Genomic DNA, 24,803 nt, shown 5'->3' on the forward strand with positions numbered 1-24,803 from the left:
TTTCGCGCCGAACGCTACGCGGGCCGCGTCAGGCGGTGGGCGAGGGCGGTGTGGCGGCGGCCCGCGCCGGCCGTGCGGACGGCGGCGGCGAGCGCCCGCCGCGACCCCACCAGCACGACCAGCTTCTTCGCCCGCGTGATCCCCGTGTAGAGGAGGTTGCGGCGCAGCATCATCCAGGCCCCGGTCGTCAGCGGGACGACGACCGCCGGGTACTCGCTGCCCTGCGACCGGTGGATGGTGATGGCGTAGGCGTGGGCCAGCTCGTCCAGTTCGTCGAAGGCGTAGTCGATGCTCTCGTCCTCGTCGGTCACGACGGTCAGCGACTGCTCCTCCAGGGACACCGACGACACGACGCCGACCGTCCCGTTGAACACGCCCGCCTCGCCCTTGTCGTAGTTGTTGCGGAGCTGGGTGACCTTGTCGCCGACGCGGAAGACCCGGCCGCCGTAGCGGCGCTCGGGACGCGCCTCGTCGTGCGGGGTCAGAGCCTCCTGGAGCAGCGCGTTCAGCGCGCCCGCCCCGGCCGTGCCCCGGTGCATGGGCGCGAGGACCTGGACGTCGCGGCGCGGGTCGAGGCCGAACTTGCGCGGGATGCGGTTCGCGACGACGTCCACGGTCAGCTCGGCGGCCTCGTCCTGCTCCTCGCACGGGAACAGGAAGAAGTCGGGGAAGCCGTGGGTCCGCGGATGCTCGCCGGAGTTGACGCGGTGCGCGTTCACGACGATCCCGGACCGCTGCGCCTGCCGGAAGATCCTCGTCAGCCGGACGCGCGGGATCGGCTCCGCGCCGAGCAGGTCGGCGAGCACCTCGCCCGCGCCGACGGACGGGAGCTGGTCGACGTCCCCGACGAGCAGCAGGTGCGCGCCGCGCGGGATCGCCTTCACCAGCTTGTTCGCGAGGATCAGGTCGACCATGGAGCTCTCGTCCACCACGACGAGGTCGGCGTCGAGCGGGTGGTCCTGGTCGAACTTCGGGTCGCCGCCCGGCTGGAGCTGGAGCAGCCGGTGGACGGTCGCCGCCTCGTGCCCGGTCAGCTCGGCGAGCCGCTTGGCGGCCCGCCCGGTCGGCGCCACCAGGACGATCTTCGCGTGCTTCGCGGCGGCCAGCTCGACCACCGACCGGACGGTGAAGCTCTTGCCGCAGCCCGGCCCGCCGGTCAGCACCGCGACCTTGGACGTCAGCGCCAGCTTGACGGCCTCCTCCTGCTCGGGCGCGAGCTCCTGCCCGGTGCGCTTCTTGAGCCACGGCAGCGCGCGGCCCCAGTCGACGTCGGCGAACGCCTTGAGCCGGTCGTCCTTCGCGTTGAGGAGGTCGAGCAGGCCGCGCGCGAGGGACCGCTCCGCGCGGTGGAACGGGACGAGGTACACGGCCGGGATCGTGGCGGCGTCGTCCCCTTCGCCGGGGATGGGCTCGCGGACGACGCCCTCGTCGCGGGCCAGCTCGTCCAGCGCCGGGACGATCAGCTCGCGGGCGACGCCGAGGATCTTCTCCGCCGCCGTGACGAGGTTCGGCTCCGGCAGGAAGCAGTGCCCGTCGTCGGCCGCCTCGGACAGCGTGTACTGGAGGCCCGCCTTGATCCGCTCCGGGCTGTCGTGCGGGATGCCGACGGCCTGCGCGATGGTGTCGGCGGTCTTGAACCCGATGCCCCACACGTCCGACGCGAGCCGGTACGGCTCCTTGCGGACGGTGTCGATGGACGCGTCCCCGTACTTCTTGTAGATGCGGACGGCCAGGGACGTCGACACCCCGACGCCCTGGAGGAAGACCATCACCTCCTTGATGGCCTTCTGCTCCTCCCACGCCTCGCCGATGCGCCTCGTCCGCTTGGGGCCGAGGCCGGGGACCTCGACGAGCCGCTCCGGCTCCTCCTCGATGACCCGCAGGATGTCGGTGCCGAAATGGCCGACCATCCGGTCGGCCATCACCGGGCCGATGCCCTTGATCATGCCGGAGCCGAGGTAGCGGCGGATGCCCTGGATCGTCGCCGGCAGGACGGTCGTGTACGAGTCGACCTCGAACTGCCGCCCGTACTTCGGGTGCGAGCGCCACCGGCCGACGAGCCGCAGGCTCTCCCCGACCTGCGCGCCGAGCAGCGCGCCGACGACGGTCAGCAGGTCGCTCCCGGTCTTGGCGGTCGCGACGCGCGCCACGGTGTAGCCGGTGTCCTCGTTGGCGTACGTGATCCGCTCCAAGACCGCGTCAAGCTCCGCCGGACGCGGCGTGGCGGCGGGCGGCGGGGAGGTCGGCACGATCACCATGATGTCCGATCGGGCCGACAGGATGGCCGGATCCGGCAGGTGATCTAGATCTTGGGCCGGGCGCGACGTACGTTCCGGGCGCACCCGTACCGAGCGTACCCGGAGGTATCCCTGGTGCTCCGCTCCCGCACCCCGGCCCTGGCGGCGCTGTCCGCCTCGGCCGTGTCCCTCGCCCTCGCCCTGTCCGCGCTGCCCGCCGCCGCGTCCCCGTCCGGCCCATCGGACGGGAACGATCCAATCCCCGGCTTCACCGACGCCGGAGCGAAATGGCAGCGGCAGTACGAGAAGGCGTTCAGCTCCGTCCCGTCGCCCGAGGTGGCCCGCGGTCTCGACGCCGAACTGTCGGCCGAGCCGGGGCTCACGACGACGACCGGTGACTGGCGGCGCGTCCAGCGCATCGTCCGGCATTTCCGGTCGTACGGCCTCAAGCCCGAGATCAAGACCTATTACGTCTACCTGTCGATGCCGAAGCGCGTGCAGGTCGAGATGACCGCGCCGGAACGGCTTGCACTGCCGGTCAAGGAGAAGAAGCGGCCCTGGCAGAAGCATTTCGAGGACGTCATTCCCGGGCACAACGGCATGTCGCCGTCCGGGGACGTCCGGGGCGAGGTCGTGTACGCCAACTACGGCCGCCCGCAGGATTTCGCGCTCCTTGAGGAGAAGGGAATCTCCGTCAAGGGGAAGATCGCGCTGATCCGGTACGGCGCGACGTTCCGCGGCATCAAGCCGCGCGAGGCGGCACGGCACGGCGCGAAGGGCGTGCTCATCTACTCCGACCCCGCCGACGACGGATTCACCAAGGGAAAGGTGTATCCGGAAGGTCCGTGGCGCGCCTCGGACGGCATCCAGCGCGGCAGCATCGCGCAGATCCAGCTCGCGGCGGGCGACCCGCAGACGCCCGGCTGGCCGTCGGTGAAGGGCGCGCGCCGCATTCCGGCGTCGAAGGCCCCGATGACGAAGGGCCTCATTCCGACGACGCCGATCTCCTACGGCGCGGCCGAACCGCTGCTGCGCGCGCTGAAAGGCGCGGAAGTGCCGAAGGAATGGCAGGGCGGCCTGCCGTTCGCGTACCGGTTCGGGCCGGGCGGGACGAAGGTCCACGTGAATCTGGAGAACAAGTTCGAGGTGCGTCCGCTGTGGGACGTGACCGTCCGCATTCCCGGCAGCGAGCACCCCGAGCAGGAGGTCGTCCTCGGCGGGCACCACGACTCGTGGGCGTACGGCAGCAGCGACAACCTGTCCGGCGCGGAGAACGTGCTCCAGATCGGACGCGGCCTGGGCGCGCTCCTCAAGAAGGGGTGGCGGCCGAAGCGCACCATCGTCCTCGCGACCTGGGACGGTGAGGAGTACGGCCTGTTCGGCTCCACCGAGTACGCCGAGCAGCAGGCCGGACGGCTCCGCAACGCGGTCGCCTACGTGAACATGGACGGCGCCGGGGGCTGGAACTTCGGCCCGGCGACGACGCCCGCGCTCGACCAGTCCGTCATCGACGCGACCAAGGAGGTGCGCTGGCCCGGCACGGACGGCACCCTCTACGACGCGTGGAAGGCGCAGAACAACGGCAAGACGCCGATCGGGCGCATCGGCGGCGGCTCCGACTTCCAGGCGTTCTTCCAGCGGTACGGCGTGCCCGCCCTCGACCTGAGCGCGTCCTCGACGGGAAGCTCCGGCCAGTACCACTGCTCCTGCGACGACTTCTACTGGATGTCGCACTTCGGCGACCCGACCTGGGAGTACCACGCGGCGATGTCGCGGCTGGTCGGCATCACGACGCTGCGGCTGGCCAACGCCGACGTGGTCCAGCTCGGGTACCGGCCCTACGCGGAGGAGACGGCGAAGTACCTCGCCGACTTCACCGACGAGCAGCGCAAGCGGCTCGGCTCGGTCGTCGTGGACGTGTCCCGCAGCGTCGCGCAGGCGAAGAAGTGGGAGGACGCAGCGCAGGCGCTCCAGGCACGCGCGGACGAGGCGCTCCGCAAGGGCGACACGGCCGCGTTCCGCACGTTGAACGCCAAGCTGATGCAGGCCGAGCGTGACCTGCTGACCGAAGCGGGCCTGCCAGGACGCCCCTGGTACAAGCACCAGATCTACGCGCCCGGCATCGACACCGGCTACGCGACCCAGCGGCTGCCCGCCCTGTACGACGCGCTGTTCGTCGACAAGGACGTCCCGACCGCGAAGAAGTACGAGGGGCTGCTCTACGAGAGCCTGCGCGCGGCCACCCGCACGCTCGGCTCCTAGGCTCCGCTCCTGACGTGACCGGGGGTGTCACCCGACGACACCTCCAGCACGCCCGTCTCGGTGACCAGCGCGGTCACGAGGCGGGCGGGCGTCACGTCGAACGCGGGGTTGAAGGCCTCCACCCCGTCCGGGACGGTCGGCGCTCCGTTCCAGGCGAGGATCTCCTCGGCGGGGCGCTGCTCGATCGGCACGCCCGTCCCGTCCGGGAGGGCCAGGTCGACGGTGCTCCACGGCGCGGCGACGACGAACGGGATCCCGGCGGCCCGGCAGGCGAGCGCCACCCCGAGTGAGCCGATCTTGTTGGCGGTGTCGCCGTTGGCGGCGACGCGGTCCGCGCCGATGACCGCGACGTCGACGAGGCCGCGCAGGATCGTGCTCGGGGCCGCCGCGTCCGCCTGGACGACGCACGGGATCCCGGCCTGGCGCAGCTCCCACGCGGTGAGCCGGGAGCCCTGGAGCAGGGGGCGCGTCTCGTCGGCGTAGACGGTCTCGACGCGGCCCCGCCCGTGCAGCTCCCGGACGACGCCGAGCGCCGTCCCCCATCCGGCCGTGGCGAGGGCCCCGGCGTTGCAGTGCGTGAGGACGCGCAGCGGCCGGTCGCCGCCGGTCCGGCCGAGGATCCAGTCGGCGCCGAGGACGCCGATGGCCCGGTTGCCGCGCACGTCCTCGTCCAGGACGGCCTGGGCCTCCACCGCGACCGCGTCCGCGCCCTTCGCGGCGAACGGCAGGACGCGGTCGACCCCGGCGGCGAGGTTCACCGCCGTCGGGCGGGCCGTCCGGACGCGGGCGATCGCGGCGTCGCGGCGGGCGTCGTCCCAGCCCTCCCGGGCGGCCTGCCGGACGGCGAGCGCGACGCCGAACGCGCCCGCCACGCCGAGCGCGGGCGCGCCGCGGACGGCCAGCCGGCGGATCGCGTCGACGAGCGCGTCCACGTCCCGGACGGTCAGGTACTCCACCCGGCCCGGCAGGACGGTCTGGTCGAGCAGGCGGAGCCCGTCGCCGGTCCACTCGATGGTCCGCACATCGGTCGTCATACCTCCCATGATGCCCGGCGGAATGCCTGGCAAGTCCGGAAAGCCCGATGCCATCGGGCTTTCCGGCGGCTCACACTCCGCTGCGTGACCTGCGAGAACTTGACAACAGTCGAACCTGTGTTCGAGATTGTGCGGTGGGGCGTGAGAGGGGAGGGACGACCGTGCCGGAGGCCGCGCCGCGGGACCTGGCGGCCGCGCTCGTCGCGGCCCCGAGCACCGCGACGGTGCCGGTGCTGCCCGCGCTGCGGACCGTCGTCCCCGGCGGCGGGCTGCGGCCCGGCTCGGTCGTCGGGCTCGGCGGGCCGGGCGCGGCGTCGCTCGGCCTGGCGCTCGTCGCGGGCGTGTCCCGGCACGGCGGCGAGGACGGCGAGGGCGGCTGGTGCGGGGTGGTCGGCGTCCCCGGGTTCGGCGTCGCCGCCGCCGCCGGGATGGGCGCGGAGCCCGAGCGGCTCCTGCTCGTCGACGAGCCGGGCGACCGCTGGCCCGACGTGGTCGCCGCGCTCTGCGAGGCCGTCGAGCTGGTCCTGCTGTGCCCGCCGGAGCGGCCGGGGGCGGCGGCCGTGCGGCGGCTGTCGGCGCTCGCCCGCAGGCACGGCTGCGTCCTCACGCTGACCGGCGCGTTCGCCCGCGAGTGGCCCGGCGTCCGGCTCCGCCTGCACGTGGCGGACGCCGCCTGGGACGGCCTCGCCGCCGGGCACGGGCGGCTCACCGGCCGCCGCGTCCAGGTCGTCGCCGAGGGCCGGGACGCGCCGGGCGCCGGGCGGCGCGCCGCGCTGTGGCTGCCCGCGCCCGACGGCACGGTCCGGCCGGACGAGGCCGTCCGGCCGCCGCTGGAGCTGGTGCCCGGCGCGGTCGCGGACGGCGCGCCCGTCCACCCGCCGAGAGGGCCGCGTCCCGTGCGGGCGGCGGTCGGCGAACGGATCGGCGACCGGATCGAGGAGGGGATCGCGTGACGCGCGTCCTCGTGGCGTGGTGCCCCGACTGGCCCGCGACGGCGGTCGGGATCGACGCCGCGACGCCCGGCGCGGCGGTCGTACAAGGGCAGGTCGCGGCGTGCACGGCGGCGGCGCGGGCGGCGGGCGTGCGGCGCGGGCAGCGGCTCCGCGACGCGCAGCGCCGCTGCCCCGGGCTGGTGGTGCGCGAGCGCGACGCCGACGCGGAGGGACGGCTGTTCGAGCCCGTCGCCGAGGCCGTCGCGGCGCTGACGCCCCGGGTCGAGGTGGTGCGGCCGGGGCTGTGCGCGCTCGCGGCGCGCGGCCCGGCCCGGTTCTACGGCGGCGAGGAGGCGCTGCGCGTCCTCGTCCAGGACACGGTGGTCGAGGCCGGGCACGACTGCGGCACCGGCGTCGCGGACGGCCTGTTCGCCGCCGAGCTGGCGGCGCGGGCCGGGGACGGCGGCGGCGTCGTCCCGGCGGGCGGCGCGGCGGCGTTCCTCGCCCGGTACCCGCTGTCGGTGCTGGACCGCCCGGAGCTCGCCGACCTGCTGCGCAGGCTCGGGATCAAGACGCTCGGCGACTTCGCGGCGCTGCCGTCCGGGCACGTCGCGGGCCGGTTCGGGGCGGACGGCGCGCTCGCCCACCGGCTGGCGCGCGGCGAGGAGCCGCGCCCGCTCGCGCCCGCCCGCGCGGCCGCCGACCTGTCGGTCCGCTCCGGGTTCGAGCCGCCCGCCGAGCGGGCCGAGCAGGTCGTGTTCGCCGCGAAGCGGCTGGCGGGCGAGCTGCACGAGGGGCTGGCGGCGGGCGGGCTGGCGTGCGTCCGGCTGGAGGCGGCGGTGGGCTTCGCGGACGGCCGCGTCCTGCGGCGGCTGTGGCGTCACGACGGGCTGTCCGCGCTGGCGGTGGCGGAGCGGGTGCGCTGGCAGCTCTCGGCCCATCAGCCCGCCGACGCCGAGGCCGTGTGGGGCGGCGTGACGTGGCTGGAGCTGGCGCCCGACCAGCTCGTCCCGGACGAGGGGCGGCAGGAGGGGCTGTGGGGCCGCACGTCCGTCACCGACCGGATCGCGCGGGCCGCCGACCGGATCCAGGCGCTGCTCGGCCACCACGGGGTCACCCGCCCGGTGCTGGTCGGCGGGCGCGGGCCGGGCGAGCGGGTCGTCCGGGTGCCGGTCGGCGACCTCGCCCCCGGCGGCCTGCCGGAGGGGCCCTGGCCGGGACGGATCACCGGCCCCGCGCCCGCCGTCGTCCCGCCGGTGCCGCCGGACGTGGAGCTGGCCGACGCCTCCGGCGCGGCGGTGGTGGTGTCGGCGCGGTGCGAGGTGTCCGCGCCGCCCGCGACGCTGGCGTTCCGCGGCCGCCCGGCCGCGGTCACCGGGTGGACGGGGCCGTGGCCCGCCGACGAGCGCTGGTGGGACGCCGACCGCGCGCGCCGCCGCGCCCGCTTCCAGGTCACCACCGACGACGGCGCCGCCTACCTGCTCGCCGTCGAGGGCGGGCGCTGGCACATCGAGGCCGTCTATGACTAGGGCCATGACCAGGGCTGGGGGCCGTCCATGACCGGCTGGCACAACCCGCCGATCCCGTGGCGGGAGTTCGAGGAGCGGCTGTCGTGGCGCCCGTCCGGCCCGGCGCCGGACGGGCCGGAGGCGCCCGCCGTCCCGCCCCGCCCCGAGCCGCCCGACGAGGACGTGCCGTGGGCGGAGCTGCACGTCCACTCCTCGTTCAGCTTCCTGGACGGCGCCAGCGACCCGGCGTCGCTCGTCACCGAGGCCGCGCGGCTCGGCGTCCGGACGATGGCGATCACCGACCACGACGGCATGTACGGCGCGGTCCAGTTCGCGCAGGCGGCGGGCGACGCGGGCATCGGGACGGTGTTCGGCGCGGAGCTGAGCCTCGGCCTGCCGGGCCCGCAGACCGGCGAGCCCGACCCGGCCGGACGGCACCTGCTCGTCCTCGCGCGCGGCGCGCCCGGCTACGCGCGGCTGTGCTCGGCGATCACGGCGGCGCAGCTCGCGGGCGGGCGGAAGGGCCGTCCCGTCTACGACCTCGACGCGCTGGCGGGCGCGCACGGCGGGCACTGGGCGGTGCTGACCGGCTGCCGGAAGGGCCCCGTCCCCGCCGCACTGGAGGCGGGCGGGCCGGGCGCCGCCGAACGCGAGCTGCGGAACCTGGTCGCCATGTTCGGCCGCGACGACGTGTTCGTCGAGCTGGTCGACCACGACCAGCCGGGCGACGACCACCGCAACGACGTCCTGTTCGAGTTGGCACGCAGGGTCGGCGTGGACGCCGTGGCGTCCAACAACGTGCACTTCGCCGCCCCCGGCCCGGACGCGCGGCTGGCGCAGGCGATGGCGGCCGTCCGCGCCCGCCGCGGCCTGGACGACATGGTCGGCTGGCTCCCGGCGGGCGGCACCGCGCACGTCCGCAGCGGCGCGGAGATGGCGCGGCGGCTCGCCCGGTTCCCCGGCGTCCTGGAGCGGACGGTCGCGCTGGCGCGGGAGTGCCTGTTCGACTTCGACGTCGTCGCGCCCCGCCTGCCCGACTGGCCCGTCCCGGACGGGTACACCGAGGCGACCTGGCTGCGTCGCCTGGTCGCGGAGGGCGCACTGAAACGGTACGGGCCGCCGGAGCGGGAGCGGATGTCCGGCGCGTACGAGCAGATCGCGAGGGAACTGGACGTCATCGAGCAGCTCCGCTTCCCCGGCTACTTCCTGATCGTCCACGACATCGTGGAGTTCTGCCGCGAGAAGAAGATCCTGTGCCAGGGGCGCGGCTCGGCGGCCAACTCGGCGGTCTGCTACGCGCTCGGCATCACCGGCGTGGACGCCGTCCACCACGGCCTGCTGTTCGAGCGGTTCCTGTCCCCCGGCCGCGACGGCCCGCCCGACATCGACCTCGACATCGAGCACCGCCGCCGCGAGGAGGCCATCCAGTACGTCTACGACAAGTACGGGCGCGAGTGCACCGCGCAGGTCGCGAACGTGATCAGCTACCGGCCGCGGATGGCCGTCCGGGACGCGGCCCGCGCGCTCGGCTTCTCCCCCGGCCAGCAGGACGCCTGGTCCAAGGGCATCGACCCGCGCGACCCGGTCGGCTCGGAGGCCGACGTCCCCGGCCCGGTCATGGAGCTGGCGAACCGGATGCTGCGGCTCCCCCGGCACCTCGGCATCCACTCCGGCGGCATGGTCATCGCGGACCGTCCGGTCGGCGAGATCTGCCCGATCGAGTGGGCGACGATGCCGAAGCGCAGCGTCCTGCAATGGGACAAGGACGACTGCGCGGCGGCCGGGCTCGTGAAGTTCGACCTGCTCGGCCTCGGCATGCTCGCCGCCCTGCACGACTGCTTCGACCTGGTGGACGAGCACCACGGCCGCCGCCACGACCTCCAGTCGATCCCGCCGGACGACCCGCTCGTCTACGACATGCTGTGCGACGCCGACACGGTCGGGGTGTTCCAGGTCGAGTCGCGGGCGCAGATGGCGACGCTGCCCCGGCTGCGGCCCCGCGAGTTCTACGACCTGGTGGTGGAGGTGGCGCTGATCCGTCCCGGGCCGATCCAGGGCGGGTCCGTGCACCCGTACCTGCGGCGCCGCAAGGGGCTCGAACCGGCCGACTGCCCGCACCCGCTGATGGAGCCCGCGCTGTCGCGGACGCTCGGCGTCCCGCTGTTCCAGGAGCAGATGATGCAGCTCGCCGTCGACTGCGCCGGGTTCACGCCCGCCGAGTCCGACGCGCTCCGGCAGGCGATGGGCGCGAAGCGGGCGCCCGAGCGGGTGGAGCGGCTGCGCCGCCGCCTGCTGGACGGGATGGCCGAGCGCGACATCCCGCCCGACGTCGCCGAGAGCGTGTACGAGAAGATCCTCGGCTTCACCGGGTTCGGGTTCCCCGAGTCGCACGCGCAGAGCTTCGCGCACCTGGTGTACGCGAGCGCCTGGCTGAAACGGCACTTCCCGGCCGCGTTCACGGCCGCGCTGGTGCGGAACCAGCCGATGGGCTTCTACAGCCCGCAGAGCCTCCTCAACGACGCGCGGCGGCACGGCGTGGTCGTCCGGGGCGTGGACGTCAACGCCAGCGGCGTCCACCCGACGCTGGAGGAGGCGGTCGAGGTCGAGTCCGACCACCCGCACGCGCCCGCCGAGCCGCAGCCCGCGATCAGGCTCGGGCTGTCCGGCATCCGCAACCTGGGCGGCGACGCGGCGGAGGCGATCGCCGCCGGACGCCCCTACGGGAGCATGGAGGACCTGGCCCGGCGCGTCCCGCTGTCGGCCGGGGCGCTGGAGGCGCTCGCCACGGCGGGCGCGTTCGACGGGTTCGGGCTGACCCGCCGCGAAGCGCTGTGGGCGGCTGGCGCGCTGGCCGGTTCCGGTCCGGGACGCCTGGAGGGTGTGACGCCCGGCGCGTCCGCACCGGCGCTGCCCGCGATGACGCCGATCGAGGAGACGCTCGCCGACCTGTGGGCGACCGGGGTGTCGAGCACGCATCCCGTCACGCACGTCCGGGACGCGCTCGACGAGCTCGGCGCGCTCTCGTCCACCCGGCTGGCCGCGACGCCCGGCGAGACGAACGTCGTCGTCGCGGGCCTGGTCACGCACCGGCAGCGGCCGCCGACCGCGGGCGGCATCGTGTTCATGACCCTGGAGGACGAGACCGGCATCGTCAACGTGGTGTGCCCGCCGCAGGTGTTCGAGCGGCACCGCGGCCTCGCCGTCGACGCGCAGGCGCTGCTGGTGAGCGGGCGGCTGGAGCGCGCCGACGGGGTCGCGAACGTCCGCGCGACGCGGCTGCGGCGGCTGCCCGTCCCCGGCCGGGTGCGGGCCCGCAACTTCCACTGATCGCGGGACGTCAGGGACTCGCTAGAACCTGATCGCCTCCTCTGCCATCGTATGGGGGACGAAACGGGGCCGCGTGCCGCTCGTGTGGGCGGCCGCCAAGACGCGGCTCGCGGGCGGAGAGGTGAACTCCATGGACGGGCCGCGAGCCTCGCTGAGCGAACTGCGCCCGGACGAGCCCACGCGGATCGGCCGGTACCGGATCGAGGCCAAGGTCGGCGAGGGCGGGATGGGCGCGGTGTACCTCGGCCGCGACCCGGACGGCCGGGCCGTCGCGGTGAAGGTCGTGCGGTCCGTGCTCGCGGGCGACCAGACGTTCCTCGCCCGGTTCCACGACGAGGCGGCCAACGCGCAGCGCGTCGCGTCGTTCTGCACGGCGCAGGTGCTGGAGCACGGCGAGGACCAGGGCCTCGCCTACATGGTCACCGAGTACATCGACGGGCCGTCCCTGCTCGACCACGTCGGCGAGAACGGCGCGCTGTCGCCGGGGATGCTGCACGGCGTCGCGGTGGGAGTGGCGGCCGCGCTCGTCGCGATCCACAGCGCGGGCCTGGTGCACCGCGACCTGAAGCCGAGCAACGTGCTGCTGTCCATCTCCGGGCCCCGCGTGATCGACTTCGGCATCGCCCGCGCGCTGGACATGGCGTCCGCGCACACCCGGACCGGCGTGGTCGTCGGCACCCCCGGCTGGATCGCGCCCGAGCAGATCATGACGCAGCAGGTCACCCCGGCCGTGGACGTGTTCGCCTGGGGCTGCCTCGTGGCGTACGCGGCGAGCGGCCGCAACCCGTTCGGGCAGGGCTCGTTCCAGGTCATGGCGGCGCGGGCGGTGCACGCCGAGCCCGAGATCGGGGACCTGCCGCCCTCGCTGGCGGGGATCGTCCAGGCGGCGCTGCGCAAGGACCCGCTGCAGCGGCCGAGCGCCCGCGACCTGCTGCTCTCCCTGGTCGGCGGGGCCGGGGAGGCGGCGGTCACCTCCGAGCTCGGCGAGATGTGGACGTCCCCGCCCGCCGAGACCCGCGTCGCCGCCCCCGTCGTACCTCCGGTCGCGCCGCCCGTCACGCCATCCACCGCACCGCCCGTCGCGCCGCCCGTCGAGACGCCGACGGTGCCGCCCGGCGGGGATCCGAGCGTCACGCACCGCGACGTGACCGCGCCCGCCCCCATGCCGATGCCCGCGCCCGCTCCGCCCGCGCCCGGCCCGGTCACCCAGATGGCGGCGGAGTGGCAGCGCGAGCAGATCGGGCAGGCGCCGACCATGGCGCCGGACGGGCCGTCCCGCCGAAAGACGCTCATCCTGTCGTCGGCGGCGGGCCTCCTCGTCGCCGCGCTCGTCGCGGCGGGTGTCTACTACTACCTCGACCACGCGTCCGAGCCGCAGAACCGCGCCAACACCGGCGGCGGCGCGGTGGCGGGGTTCCCGGCGGGGTCGATGCTCGTCCGGGTCGACACCGCGTCCGGCTGGCCGAAGTCGTGCCACGCCGACATCGGCCGGTACGAGCTGGCGGACCGGAAGCTGACGACCCTCTACCGCGGGCAGCCGTGCGCCATCCTGCCCGAGCCGTCCCCCGACCACCGCCGCATCGCGTTCACGCGGCGGCTGGAGGACGGGAGGAACGAGGCATGGGTGATGAACGCCGACGGAACCGGCGCCAGGAAGGTCACCGACATCGCGGGCGGACGGGTCGCCTGGTCGCCGAACGGCACGCGCCTCGCCTACATGGGCCGCAAGGACGGCGTCCGGCAGATCTTCACGGTCACCCTGGACGGGAGCGGGGTCGAGCAGCTCACCGACGACGGCTCGGACAAGGACGACCCGATGTGGGCGCCCTCGAAGCGGATCGTGTTCTGGAGCAAGCGGAACGGCCCCGAGCAGATCTACAGCCTCGACCCGGGCGATCCCGGCACCTGGAAGAGGCTGACCAAGGACGGCGTCCGCTCGGTCGACCCGGAGTGGTCGCCCGGCGGGCGCAGGGTCGCCTACACGCGGGGCGGCCCCGACGGCAGCGAGATCTGGACGGTGGACTCCGACGGGGGGTATGCGCCCGTGCGCGTGACCAGCGGCGGTGACGACATGGACCCGGGGTGGTCCGCCGACGGCCGCTGGATCTGCTACGTGCGCGGCGCGGTCGGGTCGCCGGTGGTCCGCGCGGTCCGCGCGGACGGCACCGGCGACCAGGTCGTCACCCCGACCGGCAGCACGTTCGGGCACCCGAGCTGGGGCTAGTCGCGGCTGCCCGCCGGCTCGGGCGCCTCCGGCGCGGCGGCGGCGGGCGCGGGCTCGGCGCGGCTCAGCGCGCTCGGCCACCACATGTGCCGTCCGACGTCCAGGTTCAGGGCGGTGACCAGCACCGACCGGACGACGAACGTGTCCAGCAGCACCCCGAACGCGACCGTGAAGCCGAGTTCGGCGACGAACACGAGCGGCAGCGAGCCGAGCGCGGCGAACGTCCCGGCGAGCACCGCGCCCGCCGAGGTGATCACCCCGCCGGTCGCGGCGAGCCCGACCAGCGCGCCGCGCCGCATCCCGACGCGCTTCGACTCCTCGTGCACGCGGGTCATGAGGAAGATGTTGTAGTCGGTGCCGAGCGCCACGAGGAACACGAACGACCACAGCGGGAACGACGGGTCGGCCGCCGCGAACCCGAACACGTGGTGGAACATCAGCGCGCTGACGCCGAGCGCCGCCGCGTACGACAGCACGACGGTCGCGACGAGGAGCACCGGCGCGACGACGGCGCGCAGCAGCAGCGCGAGGATGACGAGCACGACGACCAGCACGATCGGGATCACGACGTTCTGGTCGCGGTGGGACGCGTGGTTGATGTCGAGCGTGACCGCCGTCCCGCCGCCGACCTCCGCGTCCGCGCCGGGGACGGCGTGCACGGCGTCGCGGGCCCGCTGGACGGCGGTGAACCCGCGGGCGCTGTCGGGCGGCGCGGTGAGCGTCCCCTCCAGGTAGACGAGCCCGCCGGACGGCTGCCCCGGGTTCCGCCCGGCGAGCTTGACGTCGGAGATGTCCGGGACGCGGGCGAGCGCGGCGGCGACGGCGTCCTGCGTCCCCGCCTTCGCGACGACCTGGACGGGCGACCCGCTGCCCGCCGGGAAGTGCTTCCCGAGCACCTCCTCGCCGGTGACCGAGTCGGGCTTGCCGGTGCTGAACGCGTCCTTGTTGGGCAGCGAACCGGTCTTCAGGCCGAACAGCCCGGCGGCGAGCGCGCCGAGCACCACGGCCGTGACCAGCCAGGTCACCCGGGGGCGCACGGCGACGACGCCGCCGACCCGCGCCCACACGCCGCGCTCGGTCGGCTCGTCCGTCCCGAACCTCGGGCGGCGCGGCCAGAACACCCAGCGGCCGCAGATCACCAGCAGCGCGGGCAGCAGCGTCACCATCGCGAGCAGCGCGACCGCGACGCCGATGGCCATGACCGGGCCCATGCTCTTGGTCGAGTTGAGGGTGGCGACGAGCAGGCACAGCATGCTCAGCGCCACCGTCGAGCCGCTGGCGACGATCGCGGGGCCCGCGCGGTGCAGCGCGACCGCCATCGCCTCGTGCCGGTCCTCGTGCCGCCGCAGTTCCTCCCGGTACCGGGCGATGAGCAGCAGCGCGTAGTCGGTGCCCGCGCCGAACACGAGCACCGTGAGGATGAAGGCGGCCTGCCCGTTCACGGTCAGCCCGGCGTGCTCGGCCAGCAGGTAGATCACCGCCTCGGCCGCCATCAGCGCGAACCCGACGCAGAGCAGCGGCGCGAGCCACAGGATCGGGCTGCGGTAGGTGAGCAGCAGGATCCCGATGACGATGGCGGCGGTGACGTACAGCAGCGTCGCGTCGAACCCGGAGAACACGTTGCTGAAGTCGCCGCCGTACCCGGCGGGCCCGGTGACGTGCGCGTCCAGGCCCGGAGCGCCCTTCTGGACGATGTCGCGGTAGTCGTCGACGGCGGGTCCGAGCAGGTCCCAGCCGTCGTTGCCCACGCGGATGTTGACGATCGTCTCCAGCGCGGTGCCGTCCTTCGCCGGGATCGGCCCCTGCACGCTGACGGCGAGCTTCCGCGGCGGCGCCGAGCCCTTCGGGTCGCCCATGACGGCCTGGAGTCGCGGCACGTCGGCGGCGGCCTTGGCCCGGTCGGCGGCGGTGAGCGCGCCGCCGTTCCGGTGGTAGACGACCACGGCCGGGAACGTGTCGGACGGCACGAACCGCTCGGACGCGTCGACGACCCGGGTCGACTCGGCGTCCTTCGGCAGCCACGCCGACGCCTCGTTGGTCTGCGCGCCGGTGAGCTTCCCGGCGAGCGGCATGGAGATGCCGAGGATGACGATCCACAGCACCAGCACGATCCATTTGCCCCAGCGTCCGCAGGGCAGGGACGCGAATCTGTACGCGCGCGACATCAGACCCCCAGTGATGAGACCGCCCGATGTTCGCTTTTACGCCGCCGAATCCGGCTCGGCAAGACATATCGCGTCTTGCGGGCCAGATCTGGTCAGTGCGTGACAGTTGTCATCGAGCGAAGTCCGGCGCCCGCCGGTCGGTGATCATGTCGAGGCGGCGCAGGATGACGCCCTCGCGCAGCGCCCAGGGGCACACTTCCAGCTCGGTCAGCTCGAACAGGTCCATGGCGGCGTCCGCGACGATCGCGCCCGCGAGCAGCTGGGGGGCGCGCCGCTCCGACACGCCGGGCAGCTCGGCCCGTCCGGCGGACGGCATCGCGGCGAGCTTGTCGGCCCACTCGGTCAGCGCGTCGCTCGCCAGGATCCGCCGTTGGTACGGTCCATCCGTCGTGGGCGCCGCGCCGCCGATGCGGGCGAGCTGCTTGAACGTCTTGGACGTGGCGACCGCGTGGTCGGGCGGCCCGTAGCGGGCGACGTCCCCGACCCGGCGGGCGATCTCCGCCCGGACGTGCCGGCGCAGCCGGCGGACCTCGTCCGGCGGCGGCGGGTCGGCGCTGAACCAGTCGCGGGTGAGGCGGCCCGCGCCGAGCGGCAGCGAGAACGCCGCGTCCGGCTCCTCGTCCAGCCCGGACGCGATCTCCAGCGAGCCGCCGCCGATGTCCACCACGAGCAGCCGCCCGGACGACCAGCCGAACCAGCGCCGCACCGCGAGGAACGTCAGCCGCGCCTCCTCCTCGCCGGACAGCGCGCGGATGTCGATCGCCTTGTCGCTGCGGATCCGGGCCAGGATCGCCTCGCCGTTGGCGGCGTCCCGGACGGCGGACGTGGCGAACGCGACGAGGTCCTCGACGCCCTTGTCCTCGGCGATCTGGAGCGCGTCGTCGACGAAGTCGCGGAGCAGCCCCTCGCCCTCCTCCGACAGCCGGTCGCCGTCCTCCAGATGGGCGGCGAGCCGCATGTCGGCCTTGTGGGAGAACGCGGGAAGCGGCCTGGCCCCCTCGTGGGCGTCCACGACCAGAAGGTGAACGGTGTTCGATCCCACGTCCAGAACGCCGAGTCGCATATATATGACGCTATCGGACGTACCACCGGCCTGGGCAGTCACCGCTGCGGCTACGGTGTCGGGCATGAGGGGAGAGCAGGGCATGGACGCGGAGCGGGGGCGGCGCTGGCGGGTGCCGCCGGGCCAGGTCGCGGTGAAGTGCGCCGGGGCCGCTGCCGTGACGGCGCTCGTCGTCCTGTACAGCCACGACCCGCAGTTCATGTTCCTCGCGATCGCCGCGGCGGTCGGGCTGAACGCGCTCGCGCTGCGCGACCTGGTCGCGCCGGTGCGGCTCGCCGCCGACGGCGCCGGCCTCACGGTCGTGACCGGCTACGCGGGGCGCCGCCGCGTCCCCTGGGACGAGGTGTCGGTCATCCGGGTGGACGAGCGCCGCCGCCTCCTGCTGCACACCCGGATGCTGGAGATCGAGACGACCGACGACCTGCACCTGCTCAGCGCGTTCGACCTGGGCGAGGACGTCCACGACGTGGCCGACGAGCTGTACCGGATCCGCTCCCGCACCCGCGGCTAGGGGCCGGGCAGGTCGCCCGGCGCGGAGAACGAGCCCTGCGCGCCCGGCGCGCGGACGGCGGCGGCGCCCGCGCGGGCCGCGTAGCGGGCGGCGTCCGGGAGCGCGTCGCCGCGGGCGAGGCGCAGGCAGAGCGCGGCGGTGAAGGCGTCGCCCGCGCCCGTGGTGTCCACGGCCGCCACCCGCGGCGACGGCACCCGCACCGGCTCCGGCCCGGCGGCGACGAGGGCCCCGTCCGCGCCGAGCGTGACGACGACCGAGCGGGGGCCGCGCCGCCGGAGGGCCTCGGCCATGGCCGCCGGGTCGCCCGGGCCGTCCCGGCCCAGCAGGAACGCGGCCTCGTGCTCGTTGACGACGAGCGGGTCGCAGCGGGCGAGCAGGTCGTCCGGGACGGGCGCGGGCGGCGACAGGTTCAGCACGACCCGCGTCCCCTCCTCCGCGCCGATCCGGGCCGCGGCCGCCACGGCGGGCAGCGGCACCTCGAGCTGGCACGACACCACGGACGCGGCGGCGATCGCGGCGCGGGCGGCGGCGACGTCGGCCGGGCCGACGCGGGCGTTCGCGCCGGGCGAGACGATGATGCTGTTGTCGCCGTCCGGCCCGACGGTGATGAGGGCGACGCCGGTCGGCGCGCCGGGCGTGGTGGCGAGGTGGGCGAGGTCGACGCCGGCGGCGCCGAGGGCGGCGCGGAGCAGCCGGCCGTGGCCGTCGTCGCCGACGCGCCCGACGAGCGCGGCGCGGGCGCCGAGCCGGGCCGCCGCGACCGCCTGGTTGGCGCCCTTCCCGCCGGGATGCGTGGCGAGGTCCGCGCCGAGGACGGTCTCCCCCGGCCCTGGCCGCCGCTCGACGCCGACCACCAGGTCGGCGTTGACCGATCCGACGACGACCACGTCGTGGCCGTCCGGCCGTCCGCTGCAGGTCTGCACGCTTCAACCGACTACATGCGGCGGGCCGTCCGCGCAAGCCTCGTCGCAAGCCCCGCCGTATGCCCGGTCAGCGGGCGCGCAGCTCGGCCAGGTCGACCACGTCGGACAGGTCGGCCACGGAGAGGTAGTAGCCGCGGCCGACGAACGCCCCGTTCCGCGTCACCAGGAAGGCGCTCTCGCCGCGCACCCCGGCGTACTCGGCCCACACTCGGTGCGCCCCGCTGAGGCGCACGGCCGTGACGCGCAGGCCGTCCGGCCCGCTCCAGCTCTCTTGATCATCCCCCACGCACGGAACGTTACGCTCAGTTACTCTCCGTGCATGGAGGCGGGGTCCGCGGTCAGGCCGTCTCGAAGGTCGCCGGGTCGGGGCCGAAGCGGGTGTTCTGGTCGAGCTCCCCGATCGTCTTCATGTCGTCCGGGGACAGCTCGAAGCCGAACACGTCGATGTTCTCGGCGATCCTGGACGGCGTCACCGACTTCGGGATGACGACGTTCCCGATCTGGAGGTGCCACCGCAGCACGACCTGCGCCGGGGTGCGGCCGTGCTTGCGGCCGATGCCGGCGAGCGCCGGGTCGTCCAGCAGCCCGTGGCCCTGGCCGAGCGGCGCCCACGCCTCGGTGCGGATGCCGTGGTCCCCGTGGAAGGCGCGCAGGCCGTCCTGCTGGAAGTAGGGGTGCAGCTCGATCTGGTTGACGGCCGGGACGGCGTCCGCCTCCTCGATGATCCGGCCCAGCGTCTCCACGGTGAAGTTGGAGACGCCGATCGCGCGGACGCGGCCGTCCCGCTTGAGCTCTTCGAGCGCCCGCCACGTGTCGAGGTAGGTGCCGCGGCTCGGCATCGGCCAGTGGATCAGGTACAGGTCCAGGTAGTCCAGGCCGAGGCGGGACAGGCTCGCGTCGCACGCCCGCAGCGCGTTGTCGCGGCCCTGCTCGTCGTTCCACAGCTTGGTCGTGATGAACAGGTCCTCGCGCGGGACGCCGGAGGCTCGCAGGGCGCGTCCGACGCCCTCCTCGTTGCCGTAGGCGGACGCGGTGTCGACGCTGCGGTACCCCTGCTCCAGCGCGGTCCGCACCGCCCGCTCCGCCTCCGCGTCCGACGCCTGGAAGACCCCGAAGCCGAGCTGCGGCATCGCGGTCCCGTCGATGAGATCAACGTTCGGTACGCTCACGTGTCCCCCTTCCGGTCGCTCCATTCGGGCGATCGTGCCCGGGAAACCGCCGCCGGAACATCACGGGCGGCGCGGGGCGCCGCGGAGGCGGCGTTGATCATAGGCTCGTCTCGGATTCCCGACCCCCGTTGGAGGAGCGATGCACATCCGCCGCACCAGTGTGCACAACACCTGGGACAACGCGATCCCGCCCATCGCGACCATCGCGCCCGGCGACGAGCTCACCGTGGAGACCGCCGACGCGAGCGGCGGGCAGCTCGGCCCGGACTCCGGCACGGCCGCGGTCGCCGCCCTCGACTTCGGCCGCGTCAACCCGGTGACCGGCCCGTTCCTGGTGGACGGCGCCGAGCCCGGCGACGCGCTCGTCATCGACGTCCTCGGCATGGAGACCGGCGAGTGGGGCTGGACGGCCAGCATCCCCGGCTTCGGGCTGCTCGCCGACGACTTCCCCGAGCCGCACCTGCGGATCTCAAAGATCTCCGGCGGGACGGCGGAGCTGCTGCCCGGGCTCGCCGTGCCGGTGCTGCCGATGATCGGGACGATCGGGGTGGCGCCCCCCGAGCCGGGCGAGCACTCGATCGTCCCGCCGCGGCGCTGGGGCGGGAACATGGACGTCCGGCACATCGGGCCCGGCGCGCGGCTCATCCTGCCGGTCGGCGTGGACGGCGCGCTCCTCTCCCTCGGCGACGCGCACGCCGCGATGGGCGACGGCGAGGTGTGCGGCACCGGCATCGAGACCGAGGCGACCGTCCGGCTCCGGGTGGACGTCCGGCGCGGCGGCGCCCCGGTCACGCCGATCATCGAGACGGCCGCGGCCGCCCAGCGCACCGGCGCGGCGCTCGCCACCACCGGCATCGGCCCCGACCTGATGGAGGCGGCGAAGGACGCGACGCGCGCCCTCGTGACCGAGGTCGCCGTCCGCACCGGGATCGCGCCCGCGGACGCCTACCTGCTCGCCAGCGTCGCCGCCGACCTGAAGATCTCCGAGGTCGTGGACGTCCCGAACTGGATCGTCTCCGCCCATCTCGCCCTGTCCCACCTCTCATGACGGACGAGCCGCGTGGTGACCCGGGCCCGCCCCGTCAGGACGCGGTGTTCTCGAACCTCCAGTCGCCGGAGCCGATCTCGAAGAGGGCGCGGCCGTCCTGGACGCCGAGCAGGCGGGCGTCCGCGGGCGCGCCCGGCCTGGAGTTCCCGCCGAGGAGCGGGAACTCCACGCGGGCCTTCGCGCCGGGCGGGACGGTCACGTCCAGCCTCAGCCTCCGGCCGGTGCGCCGCCACGAGGACGCGGCCCGGCCGCGCGGCGTCTCGTAGGTCGCGGCGGCGCGGGTGACGTCGCCGACGACGGCGGGCCGGACGAGCAGCGTCCCGAACCCGATCGAGTCGTCGGTCTGCCCGAGGCCCGCGAGCCCGGCGTGGAACCACTCGTCGATCGCGCCGAGCATGAAGTGGTTCTGCGAGAGGCCGGACGTGGGCCCGTCCCAGTTCTCGGTCAGCGACGTCGCGCCGTGGACGACCTGGTACCCGTAGCTGGGGTTGCCGGTCTGCGTGGCGAAGGCGTGCACGACGTCGTCGCGTCCCGCCGCGGACAGCACGTGGAACACCGACGGCAGCGCGATCTCGCCGACGGTGAGGTGGTAGCCCTTCGCCTTGATCGAGTCGACGAGGTGGCCGAGGACGGCGTCCCGCTTCGCCGCCGGGACGACGCCCATGTCCAGCGCGAACGCGTCGCACGCCTGGCTGCCCGACCCGTAGGTGTCGCCGGTGGCGTACTTGACGTTGAACGCCTCGCCGATGTCCTTGGCGAGCGCCTCGTACTTCGCGGCGTCCGCGTCCTGGCCGACGACCTTCGCGATGCGGGCGAGCGCGGAGACCGCCCGGTGGTAGCCGAAGGTCGCGGTGATGCCGGTCGGTGTGCTGGTGTCGAACGCGATCCAGTCGCCGAGGCCGTAGTCGAGCAGGTGCCCGCTCGCCTTGCGCGACAGGTGGTCCACGTAGCGGACCATGTTCGGGTAGTAGGCGCGCAGCGTCGCGGTGTCGCCGTAGGCGCGGTACATCTGCCAGGGCGCGAACACGATGACGTTGCCCCAGTTCGGGTCGTCCCTGAAGCCGCCGCCGAAGACGGTGAACTCGGGCGCGATGTCGGGGACGAGCCCAGGCGGGCTTGCCGTCCGAGCGGGTCAGCTTCTCGTAGCGTCCGGGGGTCGGCGGGACGTGCGCCATCCCCATGCCCAGCTCGACCCGCACCGTGTTGCCGCCGCGGCGCAGCAGCTCGGTGACATCGTAGGTGGAGTAGACGAGCCGCTTCTTGTACGTGCTGTACGGCGGTTCCAGGACGGCGTCGCTGACGGGGCGCCCGTTCACGGTGACGTCCAGGACGCCGAGCGCGGTCGCGTAGAGGCGGGCCGCCCGCACCCGCTTCCCCAGCTTGAAGCCGCGCTCGAAGACGGGCAGCGCCTCGGGGAGGCGGTGCAGCGGCGGCGGCGCCTCCTGCCCCCTGACCGCGGCGGCCGTGTCGAAGGCCGTGCCGTCGTTGGACGTCTCGACGGTGAAGTCCTCGGAAAAGTTCGGCGTCCTCTCGTCGGCGGTCATGGCGTCGGTGCGCGGATACAGCACCACGCGGTCGAACCGCCGCTCCTCCCCCAGGTCGATCCTGAGCCAGATCGGGCTCGCGAGATCCTGGTCCCGGCGCTCCATGCTCGTGTAGCCGAACGGGGCGTCGTCGCTGGTCAGCGAGCTGTCCCTGACGGCCTTCGGCTCCCACTGGCCGCCGACGGTGTAGCTCTCTGACGCGACCACCGCGGCCTTGAGGGCCACGTTCGCGCCGGACGCGCCGTCCCGGACCTCCACCTCGGCGAGCTGGAGCCGCGACACCTCGTACGGCCAGCCCTCCTTGATCGGCAGGCCGAGCCGGGTCACGTTCAGCCGTACGTACCGCGCCGTCCGGGCCGGGAACGCGACCGTCGCGGACCGCGGCCGCGGCTCGCCCGACCACGCCGGATGGCCGACCCAGCGGGCCGTCCAGTCCGCGGCGGCCAGCAGGCCCATCTCGAAGTGGGACGGCTCGCTCCACGCGGACGCGCGGCCCTGCCCGTCCCACACCCTCACCTGCCAGGACGCCCGCTCGCGCGACCGCAGTGCCCCTCCGGCGTAGCCGGCGGACACGGCGCCGCCCGCGACCTTGCCCGAGTCCCACAGGTCGGGACGGGCGAGCCGGTCGTCCGCGCTCGCCACCCGCACCTGGTACGCGGTCTGCAGCGCGTTCCGCGGTCCGGCGGCGAACCGCCAACTCAGCGTCGGCCGCGCCGCGTCGATGCCGAGCGGCGACCGCAGGTGGTCGACGCGCAGGTCGACCGGACGCGGCGTCCGGGCCGCCGGGAGCGGCGGACGCGGGCGCGGCGACCACGCCGCCCGCCGTGACCGCCGCGGCGGCGACCCCGCCCGCCTGGACGAACCTTCTCCTGGACAACTCGCTCATGAACGTGCTCCTCAGCGCTGGTTGGCACGAAGGTCGGGAGGTGGGAGCGGTGCGGGGACGGGAGCGGGGCCGTCCGTCAGGGGTTCACGTGGACGAGATCGTCGAATCGGGGAAACTTCTGGACCCGGCCCTTCGTTGTCGGGTCGGGTTCCTTTTGGTCGAGCGGGCCCTTCAGGGACGGCCGGCGGCCCGGGTGGGGACGGTGCGGACGCGGCGATGTGAGCGCCGCGGCCTCGCGGTCCGGGCCGCCGACCGGTCTTCCCGCGGCGACCGGCCTCCCTCCAACGCGGTCAGCGCAGGAACGCGGCGGCGACGCCCGCGTCGACGGGGACGTGCAGGCCGGTCGTGCGGGTCAGGTCCCCGCCGGTGAGCGCGAAGATCCCGGAGCCGCGCACGACGCCGTCCGGGTTGACGCCGTTGACGCGGATCCCGTGCTCGCCCGGCTCGGCGGCCAGCAGCCGCACCTGGTGCGCCTGGTCTGCCTTGGCCGCGCCGTAGGCGATGTTGTTCGGCCCCGCGAAGACGCCGTTCTTCGACGCGATGTAGACGATGTCGCCGCCCGTCGCCTGCTCGACCATGACGCGGGCGGTCTCGCGGGAGACGAGGAACGAGCCGCGCGCCATGACGTCGTGCTGGACGTCCCAGTCCCGCGCGCTGGTCTCCAGCAGCGGCCGGGAGATCGACAGCCCGGCGTTGTTGACGACGAGGTCGACGCCGCCGAACGCGAGGACGGCGGCCCGGACGGCGGCGGCGACCTCGTCCTCGGACGTCACGTCGGCGGCGGCGGCCACGGCCGCGTCGGCGGGCCGCGCGGCGGACGCGCCGATCACCGCCGCGACCTTCTGCGCGGCCCCGGCGTCCCGGTCGGCGACGACGACGCACGCGCCCTCGGCGGCGCGGCGGCTGCTGGACGCCGGGCCGCCGCTGCCGGACGCGGTCTTCTGCGCGAACGACCTGCTCGCGCTCGGCGTCCTGCGGGTGCTGCTGCAGGCCGGGATCCGCGTCCCGGCTGACATCGCGCTGATCGGGTACGACGACATCGAGTTCTCGGCGGCGGCCGCCGTCCCGCTGAGCTCGGTGCGGCAGCCCACCTACCAGCTCGGCCGGATCGCGACCGAACTCCTGCTGGAGGAGTGCGACGACCCGGCGGGGCACGCCCACCAGCAGGTGATGTTCCAGCCCGAGCTGATCGTCCGCGAGTCGAGCCGGTCCGAGGCGGGAGGCGCGTCGTGAGGGTGGCGCCGTGAGAGTCGCGTTGTTCCTGACCTGCGTGAACGACACCCTCTATCCGGGGACGGGGAAGGCGGTCGTCCGGCTGCTGCGGCGGCTCGGCCACGACGTGGAGTTCCCGTCCGGGCAGACGTGCTGCGGGCAGATGCACCTCAACACCGGCTACCGGCGGCAGGCCCTGCCCCTGGTGAAGGGGTTCGCGGAGACGTTCGGGCCCTATGACGCGGTCGTGACGCCGTCCGCGTCGTGCGGGGCGATGGTCCGCGACTGGCATCCGCGCCTCGCGCCGCGCGCCGCCGGGGTCGCCTCCCGCGTGTACGAACTGTCGGAGTTCCTGGTGGACGTGCTCGGCGTCACCGACGTCGGCGCGTACTTCCCGCACCGCGTCACCTACCACCCGACGTGCCACTCGCTGCGGATGCTGCGGGTCGGGGACCGTCCGCTGCGGCTGCTGCGCGAGGTCCGCGGCATCGACCTGGCCGAGCTGCCGGACGCGGCCGAGTGCTGCGGGTTCGGCGGGACGTTCGCGCTGAAGAACCCCGAGGTCTCGGCGGCGATGTGCGCGGACAAGGTCACCGCCGTCCGGGAGACGCGGGCCGAGGCGCTGTGCGCGGCCGACAACTCGTGCCTGATGCACATCGGCGGCGCGCTCACCCGCACACGCGCCGGTGTCCGCACCGTCCACCTGGCCGAGATCCTCGCGTCGACGGAGGAGGACCCGCTGTGACGATGCCGACCTA

At 74.5% G+C, this 24,803-nt stretch carries 16 protein-coding genes and 4 pseudogenes; 9 read left to right on the plus strand and 11 right to left on the minus strand.

Annotated elements, in window-relative coordinates; genetic code table 11:
* Positions 1–14: 14 nt before the first annotated feature.
* Positions 15–2,249, minus strand: a complete 2,235-nt coding sequence (recD2, locus tag FXF65_RS23115) for an SF1B family DNA helicase RecD2 (RefSeq protein ID WP_246199020.1) — start codon at positions 2,247–2,249, stop codon at positions 15–17.
* A gap of 123 nt (positions 2,250–2,372) precedes the next feature.
* Between recD2 and FXF65_RS23120 the strand changes: the two genes are divergently transcribed.
* A complete protein-coding gene (locus FXF65_RS23120; RefSeq protein ID WP_148352123.1) occupies positions 2,373–4,499 on the plus strand; it encodes a M28 family peptidase in 2,127 nt (708 codons plus the stop codon).
* On the opposite strand, the gene mtnA is transcribed toward FXF65_RS23120, so the two are convergent.
* The gene (gene mtnA, locus FXF65_RS23125) at positions 4,496–5,533 is read right to left on the minus strand and encodes an S-methyl-5-thioribose-1-phosphate isomerase (RefSeq protein ID WP_148352124.1); all 1,038 of its coding nucleotides are present in this window, start codon (positions 5,531–5,533) and stop codon (positions 4,496–4,498) included. The two genes, FXF65_RS23120 and mtnA, sit on opposite strands and share 4 nt — an antisense overlap.
* Positions 5,534–5,694: 161 nt before the next feature.
* Between mtnA and FXF65_RS23130 the strand changes: the two genes are divergently transcribed.
* The 4 genes from FXF65_RS23130 to FXF65_RS23145 all read left to right on the plus strand — a co-directional run bounded on the left by FXF65_RS23130 (position 5,695) and on the right by FXF65_RS23145 (position 13,524).
* Entirely contained in the window at positions 5,695–6,486 is a 792-nt protein-coding gene (locus tag FXF65_RS23130; RefSeq protein WP_246199021.1) for a hypothetical protein, read from the plus strand.
* Positions 6,483–7,994, plus strand: a complete 1,512-nt coding sequence (locus FXF65_RS23135; RefSeq protein WP_148352125.1) for a DNA polymerase Y family protein — start codon at positions 6,483–6,485, stop codon at positions 7,992–7,994. Before FXF65_RS23130 ends, FXF65_RS23135 begins: the two co-directional genes overlap by 4 nt.
* Before the next feature lie 27 nt (positions 7,995–8,021).
* Positions 8,022–11,300, plus strand: coding sequence for an error-prone DNA polymerase (locus FXF65_RS23140; protein WP_148352126.1), 3,279 nt, complete (start codon positions 8,022–8,024; stop codon positions 11,298–11,300).
* A 73-nt stretch (positions 11,301–11,373) separates the two neighbouring features.
* Complete coding sequence (locus tag FXF65_RS23145) at positions 11,374–13,524, plus strand: protein kinase domain-containing protein (RefSeq protein WP_246199023.1); 2,151 nt, start codon at positions 11,374–11,376, stop codon at positions 13,522–13,524.
* Here the strand turns inward: FXF65_RS23145 and FXF65_RS23150 are convergent.
* The gene (locus tag FXF65_RS23150) at positions 13,521–15,689 is read right to left on the minus strand and encodes an MMPL family transporter (RefSeq protein WP_148352127.1); all 2,169 of its coding nucleotides are present in this window, start codon (positions 15,687–15,689) and stop codon (positions 13,521–13,523) included. The genes FXF65_RS23145 and FXF65_RS23150 overlap by 4 nt on opposite strands.
* Before the next feature lie 109 nt (positions 15,690–15,798).
* Positions 15,799–16,752 carry a Ppx/GppA family phosphatase gene (locus tag FXF65_RS23155; RefSeq protein WP_148352128.1) on the minus strand — a complete coding sequence of 318 codons (954 nt, stop codon included), beginning with the start codon at positions 16,750–16,752 and terminating at the stop codon, positions 15,799–15,801.
* Positions 16,753–16,816: 64 nt separating this feature from the next.
* Between FXF65_RS23155 and FXF65_RS23160 the strand changes: the two genes are divergently transcribed.
* Entirely contained in the window at positions 16,817–17,263 is a 447-nt protein-coding gene (locus FXF65_RS23160; RefSeq protein WP_148352129.1) for a PH domain-containing protein, read from the plus strand.
* Here the strand turns inward: FXF65_RS23160 and FXF65_RS23165 are convergent.
* The 3 genes from FXF65_RS23165 to FXF65_RS23175 form a co-directional block, all read right to left on the minus strand.
* Entirely contained in the window at positions 17,260–18,186 is a 927-nt protein-coding gene (locus FXF65_RS23165; protein ID WP_148352130.1) for a ribokinase, read from the minus strand. The two genes, FXF65_RS23160 and FXF65_RS23165, sit on opposite strands and share 4 nt — an antisense overlap.
* Before the next feature lie 67 nt (positions 18,187–18,253).
* The gene (locus tag FXF65_RS23170; protein ID WP_148352131.1) at positions 18,254–18,472 is read right to left on the minus strand and encodes a hypothetical protein; all 219 of its coding nucleotides are present in this window, start codon (positions 18,470–18,472) and stop codon (positions 18,254–18,256) included.
* Positions 18,473–18,524: 52 nt separating this feature from the next.
* Positions 18,525–19,316 (minus strand): aldo/keto reductase, encoded by a 792-nt coding sequence (locus tag FXF65_RS23175; protein WP_246199081.1) that lies wholly within the window; start codon positions 19,314–19,316, stop codon positions 18,525–18,527.
* A gap of 178 nt (positions 19,317–19,494) precedes the next feature.
* Here FXF65_RS23175 and FXF65_RS23180 point away from each other — a divergent pair, with 178 nt between their 5' ends.
* Positions 19,495–20,403: an acetamidase/formamidase family protein gene (locus FXF65_RS23180; protein WP_148352133.1), complete on the plus strand. Its 909-nt coding sequence runs from the start codon at positions 19,495–19,497 to the stop codon at positions 20,401–20,403.
* 34 nt (positions 20,404–20,437) lie between these two features.
* On the opposite strand, the gene FXF65_RS45935 is transcribed toward FXF65_RS23180, so the two are convergent.
* The 4 genes and pseudogenes from FXF65_RS45935 to FXF65_RS23200 form a co-directional block, all read right to left on the minus strand.
* Entirely contained in the window at positions 20,438–20,800 is a 363-nt protein-coding gene (locus tag FXF65_RS45935) for an alpha-L-rhamnosidase C-terminal domain-containing protein (protein ID WP_281288943.1), read from the minus strand.
* Positions 20,780–21,505: pseudogene (locus FXF65_RS45940) on the minus strand (alpha-L-rhamnosidase-related protein); the annotation flags it as partial. The pseudogene FXF65_RS45940 and the gene FXF65_RS45935, both read right to left, overlap by 21 nt.
* 67 nt (positions 21,506–21,572) lie before the next feature.
* Positions 21,573–22,703, minus strand: a pseudogene (locus FXF65_RS46405) (glycoside hydrolase family 78 protein); the annotation flags it as partial.
* Between the two features lie 420 nt (positions 22,704–23,123).
* Positions 23,124–23,693: pseudogene (locus tag FXF65_RS23200) on the minus strand (SDR family NAD(P)-dependent oxidoreductase); the annotation flags it as partial.
* On the opposite strand from FXF65_RS23200, the pseudogene FXF65_RS23205 reads away from it, so the two are divergent.
* Together FXF65_RS23205 and FXF65_RS23210 are read left to right on the plus strand one after the other, a co-directional pair.
* Positions 23,650–24,066, plus strand: a pseudogene (locus FXF65_RS23205) (substrate-binding domain-containing protein); the annotation flags it as partial. The pseudogenes FXF65_RS23200 and FXF65_RS23205 sit on opposite strands and share 44 nt — an antisense overlap.
* Before the next feature lie 10 nt (positions 24,067–24,076).
* Complete coding sequence (locus FXF65_RS23210; protein WP_148352136.1) at positions 24,077–24,790, plus strand: (Fe-S)-binding protein; 714 nt, start codon at positions 24,077–24,079, stop codon at positions 24,788–24,790.
* Positions 24,791–24,803: the final 13 nt, after the last annotated feature.

This window comes from Actinomadura syzygii (assembly GCF_008085905.1).
In the GTDB taxonomy this organism is placed as follows: domain Bacteria; phylum Actinomycetota; class Actinomycetes; order Streptosporangiales; family Streptosporangiaceae; genus Spirillospora; species Spirillospora syzygii.